Origin of the sequence: Undibacterium paludis, assembly GCF_022568815.1 — a bacterium.
In the GTDB taxonomy this organism is placed as follows: Bacteria; Pseudomonadota; Gammaproteobacteria; order Burkholderiales; family Burkholderiaceae_D; genus Undibacterium.
The window spans coordinates 203,476-223,044 of sequence record NZ_JAKZHX010000003.1 but is presented as its reverse complement, the minus strand read 5'-3'; the positions used below and the strand labels follow the sequence as shown (position 1 = coordinate 223,044).

Annotated in this window: 16 protein-coding genes and 1 tRNA gene; 9 read left to right on the top strand and 8 right to left on the bottom strand. The window is 52.0% G+C overall.

From position 1 onward, the window contains the following. Positions 1-36 precede the first annotated feature (36 nt). A complete protein-coding gene (gene argH / locus LZ463_RS07675) occupies positions 37-1,431 on the bottom strand; it encodes an argininosuccinate lyase (RefSeq protein WP_241455026.1) in 1,395 nt (464 codons plus the stop codon). A 166-nt stretch (positions 1,432-1,597) separates the two neighbouring features. Here argH and LZ463_RS07670 point away from each other — a divergent pair, with 166 nt between their 5' ends. Both LZ463_RS07670 and LZ463_RS07665 read left to right on the top strand, forming a co-directional pair. Continuing rightward, entirely contained in the window at positions 1,598-2,653 is a 1,056-nt protein-coding gene (locus LZ463_RS07670; protein ID WP_241455025.1) for a sensor histidine kinase, read from the top strand. Further along, entirely contained in the window at positions 2,653-3,450 is a 798-nt protein-coding gene (locus tag LZ463_RS07665) for a LytR/AlgR family response regulator transcription factor (RefSeq protein ID WP_241455024.1), read from the top strand. Before LZ463_RS07670 ends, LZ463_RS07665 begins: the two co-directional genes overlap by 1 nt. Before the next feature lie 22 nt (positions 3,451-3,472). On the opposite strand, the gene LZ463_RS07660 is transcribed toward LZ463_RS07665, so the two are convergent. Beyond that, the gene (locus LZ463_RS07660; RefSeq protein WP_241455023.1) at positions 3,473-3,700 is read right to left on the bottom strand and encodes a hypothetical protein; all 228 of its coding nucleotides are present in this window, start codon (positions 3,698-3,700) and stop codon (positions 3,473-3,475) included. Positions 3,701-3,830: 130 nt separating this feature from the next. Next, positions 3,831-3,907 (bottom strand) — tRNA-Met (locus tag LZ463_RS07655). Positions 3,908-4,227: 320 nt separating this feature from the next. On the opposite strand from LZ463_RS07655, the gene ppnN reads away from it, so the two are divergent. Together ppnN and LZ463_RS07645 are read left to right on the top strand one after the other, a co-directional pair. Further along, positions 4,228-5,598 (top strand): nucleotide 5'-monophosphate nucleosidase PpnN, encoded by a 1,371-nt coding sequence (gene ppnN, locus LZ463_RS07650; protein ID WP_277623978.1) that lies wholly within the window; start codon positions 4,228-4,230, stop codon positions 5,596-5,598. Positions 5,599-5,665: 67 nt separating this feature from the next. Then, complete coding sequence (locus LZ463_RS07645; RefSeq protein WP_241455022.1) at positions 5,666-6,631, top strand: chemotaxis protein; 966 nt, start codon at positions 5,666-5,668, stop codon at positions 6,629-6,631. A 138-nt stretch (positions 6,632-6,769) separates the two neighbouring features. Here the strand turns inward: LZ463_RS07645 and LZ463_RS07640 are convergent, their stop codons facing one another. Next, positions 6,770-7,186 (bottom strand): hypothetical protein, encoded by a 417-nt coding sequence (locus LZ463_RS07640; RefSeq protein WP_241455021.1) that lies wholly within the window; start codon positions 7,184-7,186, stop codon positions 6,770-6,772. A 220-nt stretch (positions 7,187-7,406) separates the two neighbouring features. Between LZ463_RS07640 and LZ463_RS07635 the strand changes: the two genes are divergently transcribed. The 5 genes from LZ463_RS07635 to LZ463_RS07615 all read left to right on the top strand — a co-directional run bounded on the left by LZ463_RS07635 (position 7,407) and on the right by LZ463_RS07615 (position 14,118). Next, entirely contained in the window at positions 7,407-9,359 is a 1,953-nt protein-coding gene (locus tag LZ463_RS07635; RefSeq protein ID WP_241455020.1) for a CocE/NonD family hydrolase, read from the top strand. Positions 9,360-9,418: 59 nt separating this feature from the next. Next, complete coding sequence (locus LZ463_RS07630) at positions 9,419-11,482, top strand: M13 family metallopeptidase (protein WP_241455019.1); 2,064 nt, start codon at positions 9,419-9,421, stop codon at positions 11,480-11,482. A 160-nt stretch (positions 11,483-11,642) separates the two neighbouring features. Then, positions 11,643-12,773 carry a quinolinate synthase NadA gene (gene nadA / locus LZ463_RS07625; protein WP_241455018.1) on the top strand — a complete coding sequence of 377 codons (1,131 nt, stop codon included), beginning with the start codon at positions 11,643-11,645 and terminating at the stop codon, positions 12,771-12,773. Between the two features lie 53 nt (positions 12,774-12,826). Continuing rightward, entirely contained in the window at positions 12,827-13,693 is an 867-nt protein-coding gene (nadC, locus tag LZ463_RS07620; protein ID WP_241455017.1) for a carboxylating nicotinate-nucleotide diphosphorylase, read from the top strand. A gap of 20 nt (positions 13,694-13,713) precedes the next feature. Then, positions 13,714-14,118, top strand: a complete 405-nt coding sequence (locus tag LZ463_RS07615; protein WP_241455016.1) for a pentapeptide repeat-containing protein — start codon at positions 13,714-13,716, stop codon at positions 14,116-14,118. An 18-nt stretch (positions 14,119-14,136) separates the two neighbouring features. Here LZ463_RS07615 and LZ463_RS07610 read toward each other — a convergent pair whose 3' ends face one another. The 4 genes from LZ463_RS07610 to LZ463_RS07595 are packed head-to-tail and all read right to left on the bottom strand — an operon-like array spanning position 14,137 to position 19,389. Continuing rightward, positions 14,137-15,372: an ABC transporter permease gene (locus LZ463_RS07610; protein WP_241455015.1), complete on the bottom strand. Its 1,236-nt coding sequence runs from the start codon at positions 15,370-15,372 to the stop codon at positions 14,137-14,139. After that, on the bottom strand, positions 15,369-16,661 hold the full coding sequence (locus tag LZ463_RS07605; protein WP_241455014.1) for an efflux RND transporter periplasmic adaptor subunit: 1,293 nt from the start codon (positions 16,659-16,661) through the stop codon (positions 15,369-15,371). The genes LZ463_RS07610 and LZ463_RS07605 overlap by 4 nt, the downstream gene beginning before the upstream one ends. Beyond that, positions 16,658-18,721: an HlyD family secretion protein gene (locus LZ463_RS07600; protein WP_241455013.1), complete on the bottom strand. Its 2,064-nt coding sequence runs from the start codon at positions 18,719-18,721 to the stop codon at positions 16,658-16,660. Before LZ463_RS07600 ends, LZ463_RS07605 begins: the two co-directional genes overlap by 4 nt. After that, positions 18,718-19,389: an ABC transporter ATP-binding protein gene (locus LZ463_RS07595; protein WP_241455012.1), complete on the bottom strand. Its 672-nt coding sequence runs from the start codon at positions 19,387-19,389 to the stop codon at positions 18,718-18,720. The genes LZ463_RS07600 and LZ463_RS07595 overlap by 4 nt, the downstream gene beginning before the upstream one ends. Between the last annotated feature and the right edge of the window lie 180 nt (positions 19,390-19,569).

Sequence of the window (19,569 nt, the reverse complement as noted above, 5' to 3'; positions counted from 1 at the left end):
TGTTTGAAGGAAGCCAAAGCCATATATTTCCTTGCCTTACTTCAACTGGTTGCGTAGTCTTGCGATGGCAAGTCGGACCTGTTCGGGCGCAGTGCCACCAACATGATTGCGGGCGGCGACAGAGCCTTCGAGTGTCAATACTTCAAACACATCATCATTGATCAGGTTGGAAAACGTACGCAATTCTTCCAGTGACATGTCGCTCAGGTCGCAAGCCTTGTCAACACAGGTGCGCACGGCCAGGGCAACGGCTTCGTGGGCATCGCGGAATGGCAAACCCTTTTTGACCAGGTAATCGGCCAGGTCCGTTGCGGTGGCATAGCCTTGCAAGGCAGCGGCACGCATGGCATCCGGCTTGACCGTGATGCCGCCTGCCATGTCGGCAAAGATGCGCAGGGTATCGATGACAGTGTCTACGGCATCAAACAGCGGTTCTTTGTCTTCCTGGTTGTCCTTGTTGTAAGCCAGTGGCTGGCCTTTCATCAGGGTCAGCAAGGCGATCAAATGACCATTCACGCGGCCAGTCTTGCCACGTGCCAGTTCCGGCACATCCGGGTTTTTCTTTTGCGGCATGATGGATGAGCCGGTGCAGAATCGATCAGCAATATCGATGAAGCCCACACGCGGGCTCATCCAGATCACCAGCTCTTCTGACATGCGTGAAATATGTGTCATCACCAGGGCGGCCGCCGCACAGAATTCGATGGCAAAGTCACGGTCAGACACGGCATCCAGAGAATTGTAGCAAACCTCGTCAAAGCCCAGAGTTCTGGCAACGCGCTCACGGTCTATCGGGAAGGTGGTGCCAGCCAGGGCGGCGGCACCCAGTGGCAGGCGGTTGACACGTTTGCGGCAATCCAGCATGCGTTCGGCGTCACGACCAAACATTTCAACATAGGCAAGGATGTGATGGCCAAAGGTAATCGGCTGCGCTACCTGCATGTGAGTGAAGCCGGGCAGGATGGTGTCGGCATTCTTTTCTGCCAGATCGAGCAAGGCCAGACGGAAATCAGTGAGCAGGCCAACGATATTGTCGATGGCGCTGCGCATGTAAAGGCGTATGTCGGTGGCTACCTGATCATTTCTGGAGCGGCCGGTATGCAAACGCTTGCCGGCATCGCCAACCAGTTCTGTCAGTCGTTTTTCTATGTTCAGGTGGACATCTTCGAGATCAAGCAGCCATTCAAACTGGCCATTGTCAATTTCAGCCTTGATTTGTGCCATGCCACGCTGTATGTCGGCATAGTCCTGGGCAGTGATGATTTGTTGTGCTTGCAACATTTCTGCATGGGCCAGCGAGCCTTGAATGTCAAATGCGGCCATGCGGTTATCAAAGAAGACAGACGCTGTATAACGTTTGACGAGATCGGAAACCGGTTCAGAAAAGCGGGCTGACCATGCCTCGCCTTTTTTATTGAATTGTGATGTCATAGTGAATAATTCGCCATTTTGGCAACATTTGCTTGAAAATTTCTAGCGATTATCCCAGATTTTGCTGGTAATTACCCTTGGAAATGTACAAAGTATGCTTGGCCGATTAACAATATGCTCTTTTCGCCAAGATTTTATACAATATGCAACCCCCAGTAAGATGTAAATGAGCAAAGTGACTGACAAAAACTCAGAGAGGAAAAACCTGCAAAGCGAGCCCCTGATCCCCGACTGTTGCAACCTGGGCGTGGTCGTACGCATCCTGCTCAGTGTGAATTTCCTGGGACTGCTGGTTTTGTGGTCGCGTGGCGACGACTGGCGTCTGGTCCTGCAGAATTTCTTGGAAGGGGCCATGCTGCTGGAGGCTATATGCCTGTTGTCGTTGCTCGTTATGTGCAATGTGCGCAGATTGGCGATGCGTTTTTACATGTCGGCCTGGTTTCAGCGCTTGCTGTGCAGCATGCTGCCAACCGCAATCGCCTCCCTGTTCTTGTTGTATTTGCGAGGGCAGGATTGGTTTGATGCGAGCTTTCCGCGCTTGAACCCTCTTTTCGTGGTTGCAGCATGCGCATTGCTGGGGATAGGATTTCAACAGTATTTTGAACTGCGTACACGGGCTTTTTCACCGGCACTGGGCGAAGCCAGGTTGCAGGCGCTGCAGGCAAGAATACGACCGCATTTTCTGTTCAATAGCTTGAATACCGCCTTGTCATTGATACGCACAGAACCGAGGCGGGCGGAACTGGTACTGGAAGACCTGTCGGATTTATTCAGGGTCTTGATGCGCGATACCCGTAATGTCACCAGCCTGCAGGACGAAATACGCTTGTGCGAGCAATACCTGGCGATAGAGAAAATCCGCCTGGGTGATCGCCTGCAGATAGTCTGGGACAAGGAAAAAATCAGTTCCAAGGAACTGGTTGATATAGAAATTCCCTCGCTGCTGTTGCAGCCCTTGCTTGAGAATGCGGTGCATTATGGGGTCGAGCCTTCTGTGCAGGCGGCTGTCATCGAAGTTGAAATCAGCCGGCATCTGGATAAGGTCGATATCTGCATACGCAATCCCTATCATGCCGACGCCAAGCTGGCATCGGGTAATCAGATGGCGTTGGAAAACATACGACAACGTTTAAGTTTGCTTTATGATATCGAAGCGCAAATACAATATGGTGTGCTGGATACGCACTTTGAAGTCAAACTGCAATTTCCGGCCAAGAGATAATGAATCCAAGAATTTTGATTGTTGATGACGAGGCGCCTGCCCGTCAAAGATTGAAAACTTTGCTGTCAGACATTACCGAACAATGTCCTACCCTTGTTGTCGGCGAGGCGGAAAATGCCATGTTGGCGCTGGAACAGATCGGTAGCCTGCATCCCGATATCGTTTTGCTCGATGTACAAATGCCAGGCATGAATGGCATAGAACTGGCCCAGCATCTGGCGCAGCATCAGTTGAATATGCGTCCGCCGGCGATCATTTTTGTCACGGCCTATGATGAGTTTGCAGTCAAGGCCTTTGAAGTGCATGCACTTGATTATCTGATGAAGCCGGTTCGCGCCAATCGTCTGGTTGATGCGATAGGGCGCGCATGTGAAAAAGCCGGTAGTGAGCCGCACTTGCCGCCAACGATAGCTGCTGACGCAGGTAATAGCCGGCGCAGGCATTTTTCTGTGCTTGAGCGTGGCCGCATATTGCTGATCCCCGTGTCAGATGTCCTGTTTCTGAAGGCAGAGCAGAAATACGTCACCCTACACACCATTCAACGTGAGTATTTGCTGGAAGAGTCGCTGACATCTATAGAACTGGAGTTGAGCGAGCTTTTGGTGAGGGTGCACAGAAATGCCCTGGTTGCGCGGGCAGCGATCAATGGTGTGGAGAGAGCGGTACAGGTTGTTGATGCAGATGGCGGGCAGGAGAAAGTGTCGGAGTCCTGGCAGGTTATCGTTACAGGATGCGCTGAGCGCTTGCCTATTTCGCGCCGGCAGTGGCCGGTGATCAAGGCATTGGTGCGCGTCTGAGCCTGATTATTGCGTTTAATGGTTAGCGCCAGATAGGCAGGCCAGTCAGGTCGATGTTTTCATCATGCACCCAGGCTGGCAAGCCGCTGCGGTCTGTCGGCCCCAGTACTTCAAGCAGATCCAGCTGTTCCTGTTTTCTGCCGCGTTGACGTTGTGATGATTTGCCGGGTTTTCTGGTTTCTGGCAATAAAAATGCGGGTTCGCCGAAGCCTGGCAGTTCCAGCGTAGCATGATCTTTATTGTCTTTCATCGGCGTTTCTATCAGAGTAAGTGTGGTGACGTTTGAACAAACTACGAGAATAAAAAATATCCCGACAAAGGTTTGCCGAAGAAATCAATTGTGCTCGGTAAATTTGTGCGAATGCACCAGAACATAAACTTGGTTGCGGGGGCAGGATTTGAACCTACGACCTTCGGGTTATGAGCCCGACGAGCTGCCAGACTGCTCCACCCCGCGTCTGAAGGAGGCGAATTGTACATGGCATGAGCGCCATATACAATGATTTAGTCAAATATTTTTTCTTTGCTGTCAAAGAGCTGGTCCGTCGCTAGGTACTGGTGTTTGCACGCTCAGGGGTAATTTGCCTTTCTTTACACGGAAAATGATGAAAAAAGTGCTTTAAGGGAATTCCCTTGCGTCAATTCCATGCATAATGGAAGTAAAGGTTTGTAGCCTTTGTTTGCAGTGTTGTTGACTGCGTCTTGGTCGGGCCATTGGTGGCGCGGCCAGCGGACAGATTGATCTGCCTCCGCATTTTCAGGAGCGAAAAAGCAGTTATGGAATTCGAAGTTATTGACACTCAAATTTCGCCCGAAGGGCGTATGGAAGTTTTGTCCAAGGCTGAGGTTGCTCAGGTACTGGACAATAGCCATGGCGGTCTGTATCAGGTATTTCGCAGTTGCGCGCTGGCGGTATTGAATTGCGGCAGTGGTCTTGATGATGGCAAGGAATTGCTGGAGCGTTACAAGAGTTTTGATATCAGCATCATACAGCGTGAACGCGGTATCAAGCTCGATGTCAAGGGCGCGCCTGCCAGCGCATTTGTTGACGGCGTCATGATCAAGGGCATACAGGAGCACCTGTTTGCTGTGTTGCGCGACATCCTGTTCATCAAGGCTGCACTGGAAGATGCCAGCAAGTTCGACCTGAACACGACTGAAGGTATCAGCGACGCAGTTTTTCATGTGCTGCGCAATGCCAATTTGTTGCGACCTCAGGTCAACCCGAATATGGTCGTATGTTGGGGTGGACATTCCATTTCCAGTGGAGAATATGACTACACCAAGCATGTAGGCTACCAGCTTGGCCTGCGCGGCATGGATATCTGCACAGGCTGCGGGCCGGGTGCGATGAAGGGCCCCATGAAGGGCGCCACCATAGGCCACGCCAAGCAGAGGGTGACAACCGGGCGCTATGTCGGTATCACCGAGCCCGGCATCATTGCTGCAGAAGCGCCTAATCCCATTGTCAATGATCTGGTTATTTTGCCGGATATAGAAAAACGCCTGGAAGCCTTTGTCCGCATGGGGCATGCTGTGATCGTCTTCCCCGGCGGCGCTGGTACTGCAGAAGAGATACTTTACCTGCTGGGCATACTGCTGCACCCTGATAATGCTAACCTGCCATTCCCGTTGATTTTCACCGGGCCGGAAAGCGCCGCCGACTATTTCAGGCAGATAGACCGCTTCATCGGTGATACGCTCGGACCGCAAGCACAAAAGAGTTACCAGATCATTGTCAATGACCCGGTCAAGGTTGCCCAGGAAGTGCATGCCGGTATCAAAAGGGTGCGTGAGTTCCGCAAGGCCAAGGGCGATGCCTATTATTTCAACTGGTTGTTGAAGATTGATGCTGAATTCCAGAGGCCTTTTGAGCCCACCCATGAAAACATGCGTAATCTGGCACTGCATAAGAACCAGGAATCTCATTTACTGGCTGCAAACTTGCGCAGGGCTTTTTCTGGTGTTGTTGCTGGGAATGTTAAAAATCAAGGCATACGGGCCATAGAGAAGCATGGTCACTTTGAGATTCGCGGAGATAGTGAAATAATGGCTTGCATGGACACCTTGCTGGCATCATTTGTCTCACAAAGCCGCATGAAATTACCTGGCAAGGCTTATACACCATGTTATAAAATAATTACGTAGCAATAAAATTGCCAATAAACGCAGGACAATCGCTTCGTGATCCATCACCAACATGAGGAAAACAGACATGAGTTCCGTACAGCAAGAAGTTGACGAACGTACCAATCTGACTGCGTCCAACAAGTTTGAGCTGTTGCTCTTCCGCTTGGGGACGGATGGCAATAGCGACAGGTCGGAATTATTTGGAATCAACGTCTTCAAGGTCCGTGAAATCGTGGCCATGCCTACCATAACTGGTATGGCCGGCGCCATGCCACATATGCTTGGGGTGGTTAATTTGCGTGGCCAGATCATCCCAGTGATAGACCTGCCATCTGTCGTCGGGCTCAAACCCAAGACCGGCTTGAACATCATGCTGGTGACCGAATATGCCCGGACCACCCAGGGTTTTGCGGTGGAATCCGTGGAAGAGATTGTGCGGTTGGACTGGAGCCAGGTCTTGTCGGCAGAAAGCAGTGCTGCTGGTGGCATGGTTACCAGCATTGCCCGCCTCGATGGCGACACTGAAGATACCCGTCTGGCCCAGGTTTTGGATGTTGAGCAGATATTGCGTCAGATTACACCTTCTGATACCAAGGATGTTGATCCTGAAACCATAGGTGCAAAACTCAAGATGCAGGCCGGCGCTTCCATCCTGGCGGCCGATGATTCAGCGGTGGCCCGTGGCCTGATCGAGCAGGCCCTGACTGCCATGGGTGCCCAATACATCATGACCAAGACCGGTAAGGAAGCCTGGGAAAAGCTGCAGTCACTGGCAGCTTCAGCCCAGGCCGAAGGCAAGGGGGTACGAGACAAGGTCGCCATGGTGCTGACCGATCTTGAGATGCCTGAGATGGACGGTTTTACACTGACACGCAAGATCAAGCAGGATGAACGCTTCCGTTTCTTGCCGGTGGTCATTCATTCATCCCTGTCTGGTGCGACAAATGAAGATCATATCAAAACCGTTGGTGCCGATGCTTATGTGGCCAAGTTCGTGGCTGAAGAACTGGCCGCGACCATACGCAGTGTGCTACAGAAACAGAATGCATGACGCGTACTAGCAGTGCATGATCCAGGTTTGGCTGGATCAAAAAAAGAAGTGGTAAAAAAACAAGGGTGCAATTAGTCAATAATTGCACCCTTTCTGTTTTTAGCGCCTTCTATATGCTGACAGATACTGATCGCCAGGCTACTTTGCTACACGCTGCCAGCCGCCCGGGCATGATTGAATCATCGGGTAGAAGCCGTCTGGCTGGTGGCAATACAACCATTCCCTGTCTGAAGCCACTTGCGGTGGTGGACTGGCCTGATAACGGTCGTTGTTATTGTAAGTGTAGTCTGGTTCGTAATAGGTCGGGTACACCGTGCGGGTAACAACCGGAACGCTATAACTGATAGCTGGCTCTACCACCACACTGGGATACCAGCGCCAGGAGTAATCGTACGGGTAGCTGTTGACCCTGTAGTTGTAACGATACCCGTTGTAATACGGATAGCTTGCCAAGGCAAGGCCGACACCCAGGCCTACACTTGCACCCCAACCAATACTGACGCGAGAGCGGCCATGATGAGAAGGAGGGTGGGCTTGCGCCGTATTACTGAACATCAGGGCTGCAAGGAGTAGCGCTGGGAGTTTTAATAATTTCATGTCATTGTGACAATTTCAAAGAGGGTTCATTCAATATTTCCAGTTTAGGACGAAATCAGGAAACTTATTGACCTGATTACACTCAGTTACTATTCTGCTCCAATTTGCATTTTTGGTCAGCAATCCTCACTGTCAATTAAATATCTGGTCGAAAAAGAGCCCAAAATTTAAGGAAAATATGCAATTCACGTTAAAGAAATGTGCCGCATTTTGCATCATGTCCATGTCGCTGAGCCTTCCAGCGTTGGCTGCGGCAACTGTCATGGAAGACCCGCCAACACCGCCCAAGCCGCAGATTCGTGAACAATACACCAAATACGAATACCAGATACCGATGCGTGACGGTACGCGCCTTTTCACGGTGGTCTATGTCCCCAAGGATAGCAGCAAAAGCTATCCTTTCCTGATGAGCCGTTCGCCTTATGGCAGTGGTGTCTATGAAGGAGGGCAGACGCATTACGGTGTCGATTACTACCCGCAGTCGCTGGGGCCATCAAAAGAATTCGACCAGAGTGGCTATATTTTCGTCAAGCAGGATGTCCGTGGCCGCTATATGTCCGAGGGTGTCTGGCAAGAAATGACGCCCCACGTCAAAACTGACCGGATAGCCGGTGAGGGTGTCGAGAGCCAGGACATGCATGACACAGTGGAATGGCTGCTGAAAAACGTCAAGGGTAACAATGGCAAGGTCGGGATCTGGGGCATTTCTTATCCAGGATTTTATACCTCGGCCAGCGTGATTGATTCCCATCCTGCGATCAAGGCGGCATCGCCACAGGCGCCAGTAACTGACCTGTTTATGGGGGATGATTCCTATCACGGTGGCGCTTTCATGCTCGCTGCAAACTTTGGTTTTTATTCCAGTTTTACCATAGAAAAAAATCCGACCAGCCTGCCCAAGCGCTGGGAAGAATTCGATTTTGGTACCTCGGATGGCTATCAATATTTTCTCAAGCATATGAGCCTGAAAAATATTACTGCGCAATTGAGCGACAAACAGCGTCAGCTATTGATGCCGACAATAGAGCACAACAGTTATGATGATTTCTGGAAGAGAAGAAATATTGCCCCGCATCTGAAGAATATCAAGGCCGCCGTATTGACCGTAGGCGGCTGGTATGACGCCGAAGATCCGCAGGGGCCTTTTACGACTTATCACAGCATTAAAAGCAATAACAAAGGGTTTTACAACGGTTTGGTCATGGGACCATGGTCACATGGCGGTTGGGGTGGGGCAGATGGCAAATCCCTGGGGCATGTCAGCTTCGATGTCAAAACGGGCGAATATTATCGCAAGAACATCGTTTTTCCTTTCTTTGAGCAGCATTTGAAAGGTGCTACTGGTAAAAGCCTGCCGGAAGTCATGGTGTTTGAAACTGGCACCAATGTCTGGCGTGAATACCCCAGCTGGCCGCCACAACAGGCACAAAAGCGTACCCTGTATTTTGGTAACGATGGCAGCCTGAGCTGGAAGGAGCCACAGACTGAATTCAACACCTTTGATGAATACATCAGCGACCCGAAAAAACCGGTGCCATTCATTTCCTATGCGGCAACCGGCGTGCCGCGTGAATACGTGATTTCGGACCAGCGTTTTGCTTCGACCAGGCCCGATGTGCTGGTGTATCAGACGGAACCTCTGGATGAAGATGTCACCATCGTCGGGCCGGTCAATCCCAGGTTATTTGTATCTACTTCTGGTACCGATGCTGACTGGGTCGTGAAACTGATTGACGTCTATCCCTCAGAATATCCAGACAGGCAGGCAGCACGCGACAGGGCCAGTGACGTGCCACCACCCGTGACGAACATGGCGGGTTATCAGCAACTGGTCAGGGGCGAACCCCTGCGCGGCAAATTCCGCAACAGTTTTGAAAAACCGGAAGCTTTCGTGCCGGGCAAGGTTGCTGCCATCAGCTATAACATGCCGGACATCCATCACACTTTCCGTCGCGGTCATCGCATCATGGTGCAGGTGCAAAGCAGCTGGTTTCCTCTGGTTGATCTGAATCCGCAGAAATTCATGGACATACCCAAGGCCAATCCTGAAGATTTCCAGAAGGCAACGCAAAGAGTGTATCGTTCTCCGGGGCAGTATTCTGGTATTGCGGTGCAGGTACTGCCAAAATAAGCAAGCTGAAAATCAAAACATAAAGCAGAAATCAAGAAAATCACAAAAGGGACCAACAATTGAAAACGACTCATCTCTTCAAGCGCAGCATCATGGCCAGCCTGGTCGCCACAACCTGCATGGCGACGACGGTCATGGCGCAAACCGCAAATTCCAACCAGCTTGTGCTGGAATCCATGACCATGGACAAAAAAGCGGATCCTTGTACAGACTTCTTCCAGTATTCAAATGGCGAGTGGCTCAAAGCCAACCCCATCCCTTCAGACCGGGCGCGCTATAGCGCCTATGACGAAGTCACGGAGAGAAATTTGGCGGCGCTGAAGCAGATTGCCGAAACGGCCGCCAAAGATGCCGCAAAGGGAGAGGGCAAAAGCAAGGCTGCGCAACTGGTTGGTGCATTTTATGCCAGTGGCATGAACGAAGAGCAGATAGAAAAAGACGGTGTCAAGCCGCTGGAACCGCAATTTGCAAATATCAATGCCATCAAGGATGGCCAGCAATTGCTGGCTGTGATTGCAGGTTTGCACAAACAGGGCGTCATGCCCCTGTTTAGCTTCAGTGTTGACCAGGACGCCAAGAATACAACGCGCTATATCCCCCAAATTAGCCAGGGTGGCCTGGGTCTGCCAGACCGTGATTATTATCTCAAGACCGATGCCAAAACCAAAGAGATAAGGGCAAAATACCTGGCCTATGTCGCACAGGTTTTTGGTTTGCTCGGTGATACGCCTGAGCAGGCAAAGAAAAATGCGGATGTGGTGATGGGCATGGAAACCCGCCTGGCCAAGGCATCGCTGACCAAAGTGGAATTGCGTGACCCGCAAGCCAGCTACCATCTGTCTGATCTTGCTGCCTTGCAAAAGGCCGATCAGAAAACCGCCTGGTCTGTCTATTTCAATGAGCTTGGCCTGGCCAAGCCGGGGCAATTCAATCTGGCGCACCCTAAATTCATCGCTGAAGCAGGGCGCATGATCAATGGTGTCAGCCTTGATCAATGGAAGACTTACCTGCGCTGGCAACTGGCGAATGCGCGAGCCAGGGACTTGAGTTCTGCCTTCGTCAATGCCAATTTTGACTTCTATGGCAAGACACTGGCCGGCACCAAGGAATTGCAACCCCGCTGGAAACGTGTGCTGGGCGCAATTGATGTCATGGCCGGTGAAGCGATGGGTGAACTCTACGTCGCCAAATTTTTTGGCCCGGAAGCCAAGGCCGGCGTGCTGGAAATGGTCGATAATATCAAGCTGGCCATGCGTGAAAGCATAGGCAAGCTGGAATGGATGTCGGACGCAACCAAACAGCAAGCCTACAAAAAACTCGATACCATCCTGGTCAAGATAGGTTATCCCGATGTATGGCGCGACTACAGCAGCCTGCAGATTGATACCGGCCCCTATGCAGCGAATACCGCGCGCGCCGCTGAATTTGAATTCAAGCGCAACCTGGCCAAGCTGGGTAAACCCATAGACAGGAATGAGTGGGGTATGACGCCGCAAACGGTGAATGCCTACTACAACCCTACCATGAATGAAATGGTATTCCCGGCGGGCATACTGCAACCGCCGCTATATCATGTGAAGGCCGATCCTGCTGCAAACTATGGCAATACCGGCGCCACGATAGGTCATGAACTGACCCACGCCTTTGATGATGAGGGGCGTCAGTATGATTCAGAAGGTAACCTGAAAAGCTGGTGGACCAAACAGGATGAGAAAAAATTCCTGATCCGTGTCAAGGCCATAGAAAAGCAGTTTGATGAATTCAATCCCATCGATAAACTGCATATCAATGGCAAGCTGACCGCGGGTGAGAATATTGCCGATCTTGGTGGCATGAAGATAGCGCTGCAAGCCTTGCACAAGTCACTGGAGCGCAAACCACAAGCCAAAGAAATTGATGGGCTGACAGTCGACCAACGCTTCTTTGTGGCGAATGCCCAAAGTTTCCGTAGTCTGATACGTGATGAGATGCTACGTATGAAACTGGCAACAGACCCGCATGCGCCTGACAAGTATCGCGTCATCGCACCACTGGCAAACATGCCGGAATTTTCCGAGGCTTTCCAGTGCAAGAGCGAGCATTCTCCGCTGCGTCCGAACGCGACCCGGGTAAATATCTGGTAAGAGCGTATACTATGGCTTGAAATGCAGTGGGATGGTCATTCTGTTATCGGTATGTCTGTCCTGCTATTCCGGGTGCGGGGACTGGTCCCTGCCATATATTTTCGTCATTTCTCGTCATCAGCGTGCATCTGATCCATGTGCGCTGGCTATGTAGGTGAATATGGATACCAAAGTTGTTGAATTTGAACGCCCGCAAATGGATGTGGGTAGTAGCTGCACTGCAAATGCCTGGGCGCGCGTGCCCGATGCGCCGTCGGCGGTAGAGCGACTGGAGTTGAAGGAGCGGGTGCGCCAGCTGTTGAAAGAGAAACAGGCTGTGCTGGTGGCGCATTATTATGTTGATGCAGAATTGCAGGACCTGGCCGAAGAAACCGGTGGTTGCGTGTCTGACTCGCTGGAAATGGCGCGCTTTGGCCGCGATCATCCCGCCAGGACCCTGGTCGTTGCCGGTGTCAAATTCATGGGCGAAACTGCCAAGATACTGAGCCCTGAAAAAACCATATTGATGCCTGACCTGGATGCGACCTGTTCGCTCGACCTGGGTTGCCCGGCAGATGAATTTGCCGCCTTTTGCGATGCCCACCCTGACCGCACCGTGGTCGTCTATGCCAATACCAGCGCGGCCGTCAAGGCGCGTGCCGACTGGATGGTGACGTCGAGTATAGGTCTCGATATCGTCGCCCACCTGCATGCCCAAGGCAAAAAGATCCTGTGGGCACCGGACAAACACCTTGGCAGCTACATACAGAAACAGACAGGCGCCGACATGCTGTTGTGGCAGGGGTCTTGCCTGGTGCATGACGAATTCAAGGGCATAGAACTGGACCTGCTCAAGGCTGAACACCCAAAAGCCAAGATACTGGTCCATCCTGAATCCCCGGCTGCCGTTGTGGCGCTGGCGGACGTCGTCGGCTCGACTTCGCAGATGATCCATGCGGCGCAAACCCTGGATGCCGATGAATTCATCGTTGCCACCGATAATGGCATCCTGCACAAGATGCAGATGGCAGCACCAAGCAAGCGTTTCATCGTTGCCCCGACGGCGGGCAACAGTGCGACCTGCAAGAGCTGTGCACACTGTCCGTGGATGGCCATGAATGGCTTGCGCAACCTGGTCCAGGTGCTGGAAAACGGCAATAATGAAATCCAGGTTGACCCTGTGATCGGGCAAAAAGCCAAGGTCTGCATAGACCGCATGCTCGATTTCGCAGCGGCAAAAAAAGCCAATGTACGTCCATCCGGCGATCTGGCGAAAGAGAGCAAATTGTTCTCAGGCATAGGTCCGGCCTGAATGCTGCGCACGTCAAATAAAATACAACTGAGTAAAACTGAGGTTAATCAGCTATGCCTGGTAATTTAAAGAACAAACATTTCCCTTTCGATGCAGATTTGCAAAAAGCGTTTGAACGCAATATCCGTGATGCGCTGGAAGAAGACGTAGGCGCTGCCGACCTGACCGGTTTGCTGGTGCCTGCCGATGAGATGGTGCAGGCTCAGGTCATCGTCAGGGAGGACACCGTTCTCTGTGGCGCCCCCTGGTTTGATGCCGTCATGACAGCCCTGGATGCCGGTATAGACGTGGACTGGCAATATGCCGAAGGCGAACAGATGAAGGCCAATACGGTCGTCTGCAAAATCAAGGCGCCTGCCAGAGCACTGCTGACGGCAGAGCGTTCGGCCCTGAATTTCCTGCAATTGTTATCTGCTGTAGCAACTGCTACCAGCAAATATACAGCGATCATCGCGGGCACCAAAGCTGCCATACTCGACACCCGCAAAACCTTGCCCGGCCTGCGCCTGGCACAAAAATACGCAGTCCGGGTCGGTGGTGGCAAGAATCAGCGTCTGGCGCTGTATGATGGCATCCTGATCAAGGAAAATCACATTGCCGCAGCCGGTGGTGTGGCCCAGGCCATGCAAAAGGCATTGGCCCTTGATGCTGGCACCAGCATACAGATAGAAGTGGAAACGCTGGAACAGTTGCAGACCGCTTTGCAAGCAGGCGCCACCTCTATCCTGCTCGATAATTTTGATACGGACATGATGCGTGAGGCTGTTGCAATCAATGCCGGCCGTGCCTTGCTGGAAGCCTCAGGCGGTGTTGATCACACGACAGTGAGGGCGATAGCAGAAACTGGCGTGGACAGGATTTCCATAGGTAGCCTGACCAAGGATATCAAGGCGACTGATTATTCTTTGCGCATAATCTGAGCGGGCCTGATTTATTTCACATGCTTTTTGAAAGTCAGAACTTTGTTTCCAGCCTGAAGAAACCGGTCAGCCTGGAAGAGCATGTGTTTCGATATTGCGAGTTTGCCGATATCCCGTTTGAAGGAGAGCATGTTACATCTGCCTTCCTGAGTTGCAGTTTTACAGGCTGTGAATGGTATTGGGGCTTGTTCAGTACATCCGTTTTTGTTGATGTCAAGTTTTCAGACTGTGTTTTTCGTGGCTCGGCATTTTCTGGTGTCAGGTTTGTCGATTGTGAGTTTAAGAATTGTCAATTCTTAAAAGACAATCTTGACGGTGAATGTCTTTTTAACGAAGTAAGCTGGTTTGGCTGCGTACAAGTAAATTGTGCAGGATTAGAGAATGAATTTCGCAATAGAGATAAAGAGCGAAGTTACATCCCCTGATCCTGATCAATTTTGCATTTAGCCATCTGTTCGTAAAGCAGCAATCGGGTCCAGGGCAGCGGCTTGCCGTGCCGGGAATACGCCAAAAGCCAGGCCGACGGCAACGCATGATGTGACTGCAAATATCAGACTGACGGGTGCCCAGGCGACTGACCAACCGGCCAGTGCTGCGATACTATAGGCGGCGGCAGCGCCCAGTATCACGCCGAACAAGGCGCCACTGAAGGCAATCACCAGGGCCTCCGCGAGAAATTGCTCAATCACATCGCGTTTGCGTGCACCCAGTGCCCGTTTCAGGCCGATTTCCCGCTTGCGCTCCAGTACATTGGCCAGCATGATGTTCATGATGCCGATGCCACCCACCAGCAGGGATACGGCAGCGATGGAACTCATGACGATGGTGAAGATGCGCTGGGTTTGCTGGTTTTGTCTGTACAGGCCCATGGGGACGATGAGATTGGTGTCGTCAGCGCTGGCATGCCTTTGTTCTATCAGGTTTTGCAAAACCCGGGCGGCGATGTCAGGCGCGGTCTTGCCGTCCAGGCGCAGGCTGATGCCGTCAACCTCGTCTTCCAGCATGGTGAAGCGGAAGCGGGCGCGACCAGTCTGCCAGGGGACGAACAGGCGTTCATCATCAAGACCAAGTTTGACACCTTCAAATTCTGACTTGCTGAGTGCCCGGTCAGCCAGTACACCGACGACTTCCAGCCAGGCGTGGTTGAGTTTGATACGCTCACCGACAGGATTGCGGTCACCAAATAATTTATGCGCCAGACGCGGTCCCAGTACACACACCGGTGCGAGGCTGGCATTGTCTTCTTCGTCGAGCCAGCGCCCCTGGCCGGTTTGCAGGCCACTTAACTCTGCATAGCTGGTGGATACGGCAAAGGCACGTCCTGTTTCGACCTTGTTGCCGGTGGAGAGTTGGTCAACCTTGATTTCTTTTTTCAGGGCGACGAGTTGTGCGCCAGGCACCACCAACAGAGCTGCGTCGGCATCGGCAGCAGACAGCCCCAGTGACCTGTTGCGGATTTCCTTGAGGCGTTTGTCATCGATAGTCTTGCTTTCAATGATGACGTTGTTGAGGCCGAGTTCTGCGACCAGGCGCAATGCCTCACGGCGACTACCTTCACCGACAGCCAGCATGGCGACAATCGCAGCCACACCAAATATCATGCCCAGCAGGGTCAGGCCGGTACGCAGTTTACGCCTTTGCAGCTCACTGATGGCTTCTGTAATGAGTGCGCGGTTCATGAATTTATTTCCTTGTCTTTGCTTTTATCTTTGTTTTTTTCTTTACTTTCTTTGTTCTTGACCTCAGGTAGCAAGACCACTTGCATGCCCTTGCTGATGCCAGACTTGATCTCACTGCGCGCTGGGCCGCGCAAGCCAAGTGCAACAGTCTGACGTCTGATCTGCGCGCCATCTTTCACATAAACAGCATAATTATTACCCTCCTGAACCAGAGCAATATTGGGCAATGTCATGGCTTTGGGTTCATTGACCAGGCTGATACTGCCTATCACGCTTTGCCCAGGCTTCAATGCAAACTGCTGTACCTGTTCTTTGCTGAAGGCGGCTTCTACGGTAATGAACTTGACCGGTGATTCCCTCGATAGCACACTGGCGCTATTGCCGACTTTGCTGATGGTCAGCACAATTTCCTGACCGCTGCCAGCCAGCCGTAACTTGACCTGCTGCCCGGTTTTCAATCCGAAAGTACGTCCTTCTTCAATGCTGAAACTGGCAACCAGGTGCTCAAGATCCGGCAGGGAGCCAAACTCTTCCCGGGGGCGTTTGCTGGCGCCTATCTGGGGTTTGTCACCCTCCCAGTTTGCCTGCAACAAAAAGACGCCGTCATGGGGCGCCAACAAATCCAGGGCATCCAGGTTCTTTCTATGTTGGCTCGCCGTCAGACTGACACTTTCTTTTTGCGAGCCCAGTACGGCTTCTTCAGCAGCACTACGGGATTTTACCTGGCCGGTTTTCCAGTCCAGATAGCCGCGTTTGTTTTTCAGGAAACCACTGTCCTGCAATTCATCGAGAATTTTATTTCGGGAAAAAATGGCCAGGTCAGCGTTAGCGTAACGCTCGCTCAGACGCAGGTCATTTTGCACTTTGGCTGTATCTGCCGCCAGACTGGAGCGGTTGCTGGCGTCACCAGCCTGGATTGCCTCTTCTGCCAGCGCTTTGCGTAATAACTCCAGTTCTGCCTGCGACAATTCCATACGTGACTTGGGGGCGTCAAAGCGGGCGATCAGCTGGCCTTTTTTTACCAGGCTGCCATCGGCAATCATCTCGACCAGTATCCTGCTGTCCCAGCCTTCACCTGGCACTGTCAATGGTGTTTTTTCGGCAGCGATGATTTCACCATCAACGATAATATTTTCCTGCCAGTTCCTGGCGTCGAAAGTTTCTGTGGCTATTGCTGGCGCTTCAGTCTGAGTGCCACAGGCTGCAAGCATGAGTGTCAGTGGCAGCAGCCAAAAGCCATATGTGCCTTTCAGCCTTTCAAGATTGCTCGTGGGTCTGATTTTTTTCATTTTCTTTGCTCCGTCACCGCCGGCACAGGTTTGATTATTGCTGAGCCTGACAGGATGGCCTGTACTGCAGCACCCGGCTTCAAGCCTTTGGGGGGCTGTTCAAACTCCAGTTCGATATCGCGCACGATGATGGGTTGCGTGGTCGATTTGGTGTGGAAGACACTACCCAGTGCCGTGACACGCGCTGCCAGCGTCATGTTGGCGCCGGGGATATTGATGCGTGCAGCCTGTCCTGGCTTGATATCGGTGGCTTGCGCTTCCGGTACCTTGGCCGTGACGAACAGCCTGTCCGGATCTGCCAGGCTGGCAACAGACAGACCCACCCATACCTGACTGCCGGCGGTGAATTTATCGCCGCTGAAATTGCTCTTGTAGATCATCATCCCGGTTTGTTTCGCCTTGACGGTGAGCGCTTGTTGACCAGCGATCAGCTGCTCAATTTTTCTTTGCAACTGACTGATTTCTGTTTCCAGTCCAGTTTTTTCTGCCTTGCGCGCCCGTGCCTGGGTTGTTCGCAATTTCAGGGCCAGGCTGGCCAGGTCCGCCGTCATGGCTTTTTCCAATACCAGCTTGTCGTAATCGACGCGACGTATCAGTTCTTTTGGCATGGTGGCTTTTCTGGCGGCTTTTTCGGCATTGCTTTGTGCTTCAGCCACGGCCAGGTCTGCAGCCTTTTCTGCTTCTGCCTGGTCCAGTTTTAGTTTTTCCAGCGCTCTTTGTTTTTCGTTGAGGGCGCTCTTTTGGTTTGCCAACTGGGTCGGTACTTCAGCTGCCTGAAAAGTGACCGCTGCATCGCCAGCCTTGACGGTGCTGCCTTCCGGAGCCAGTTGCGCCAGGGTGTATTGCCATATGTAAGGGATGGAGGGCGGTCCGACCGGGGTCACCATGCGCGACTGAATCTCACCCTCAACTGTTATTTCATTGGCGGGGGTACTCTTCAGACTTGATGATACGGATGAGGCAGGCCGTAATCTTGCTGCTGTTTTGGCTGTGGCAAGAGGTTCTATCATGACACTCATGCCAGGGACCAGATTGTAGCTGGCAAGTTGTGCAGGCAGTTGTATATCAACGCGAAAATATCGTCCATAACCCCATTTGGAACGTTCTTCCGGTGCACTGGAAATATTCTTGATTTTTGTCTGGATTTCAACGCCAGGCAAGGCATCGAAAGTCAATTGAACAGCCTGGTTTTCGCTCAGATGTATCCGGTCGGCTTCCAGTGCCCATGCTGTCACTTCTACCGGGCCAGACCCAAGAACCTGGCCCGCAACATTGCCAGGGAAGGCACTTGATCCTTCTTCCAGTCTTTCCCCGCGCCAACTGCTGTAACCATGGACAACAACGCCGTCCTGGCTGGCCCTGACTTCTGAACGTGTCAATTGCGATTTGCGAAAGGTCAGATTGACTTCCTGTTTTTTCAATTCAAGGTCGCCGTCTGCTATCCTTCTTTTGACGGCTGCTACCGCATCTGCATAGGCCAGTTGCTTCACTTGCAGGTCACGCTCAGTCCTCTCTTTTTCAACCTGGTATTTGTCGAAATCCAGTGCTGATATCTGGGCCCTGGGCAAGGCTGCATCAACGATTGCCTTGGATAGTGCGGTCTTGGCTTCTATCAGTTTCTTTTCACTGTCCAGCGCAGCCACTTCGAGTTTTGCTACCTCGGACTCAGTCCTGGCACGGGTCTTGTCCAGGCCGGTTATCAACTCTTCCATATCAACCGGGTTAGATGTTTCTATCCTCAGTACCAGGTCTCCTTTTTTAACCCGGCTTCCTTCTGCGACAAAATTGCGCAAGACTACCGGTGCAGAGTTGGACGGTGGTACAAAAATATGTTGTGAATCTTTTGAAACGACTTCTCCCGTCAGCAGTATTGGACGATGGCGAGGCGATTGTTTGGCAGACGCAGCATTTTCAGGTAAATCTGCTTTTGCCAGTGGCGCACTGGCCACGAAGAAGAGTAGACATGAAAGACCTGTCAGGCTCCTCAGTTTCGGGCTGGGATGGATGGACATGGATGATCGTAATGCTTGAAGGGCAAGATAGATTGGGCGTTTGTTCATGTACCAGCTCCAGCCACGCGACCATCAGCAAGATGTATGGTTCTTTGGGCCCTGGCGGCGACTGCCGTGTCATGCGTGACGAGTACCAGGGTTTGACCGGCAGCATGCAATTCAGCCAATAAACTCAGCACGTCGGCAGCACTTCTGGAGTCGAGATTGCCAGTTGGTTCATCCGCCAGCAACAGGGCGGGCTGGTTGAGCAGGGCGCGTGCGATGGCGGCTCTTTGCAATTGGCCGCCAGACAGCTCACCAGGCTTGTGACCCATGCGAGCACCCAGGCCTATCCTTTCCAGCAATTGCCTGGCTCTCGCTTCAGCCTGCAAGTCGGGGGATTTGGTGTACCGCTGGGGCAGTAATACATTTTCCAGCACGCTCAGACGTGGCAGCAAATGAAAGGACTGGAAAACGAAACCTATGTTGCGGTTACGTATATCGGATGCTGCATCGTCATCCATGTGACTGATTTCTTCCTGATTCAACAGATAGCTGCCATGATCTGGTTTGTCGAGTGCACCCAGCACATTTAGCAGGGTGGATTTACCTGAGCCGGATGGACCCATGATGGCGACAAACTCACCCGCCGCTATATCCAGATCAATGCCATCAAGGGCCTTGATTTCATTGCCGCCTTGCTTGTACGTTTTGCGTACCTGACGCAGTTTTATCATTGAGTTTCTATTCCCGGCTGTTATGTAATTCTGGCGACATGTTTGCAGGTCATGCAAACGTGCGCCTTACAATTTTTTACAGAATCGGGAAGTATCACTGTGATAATTTTGTTTGTCAAACGGCTATTGATCAATGCCGCGATAATTTACCAGTTGATGATGGTGGGGCTTGATGAGGAG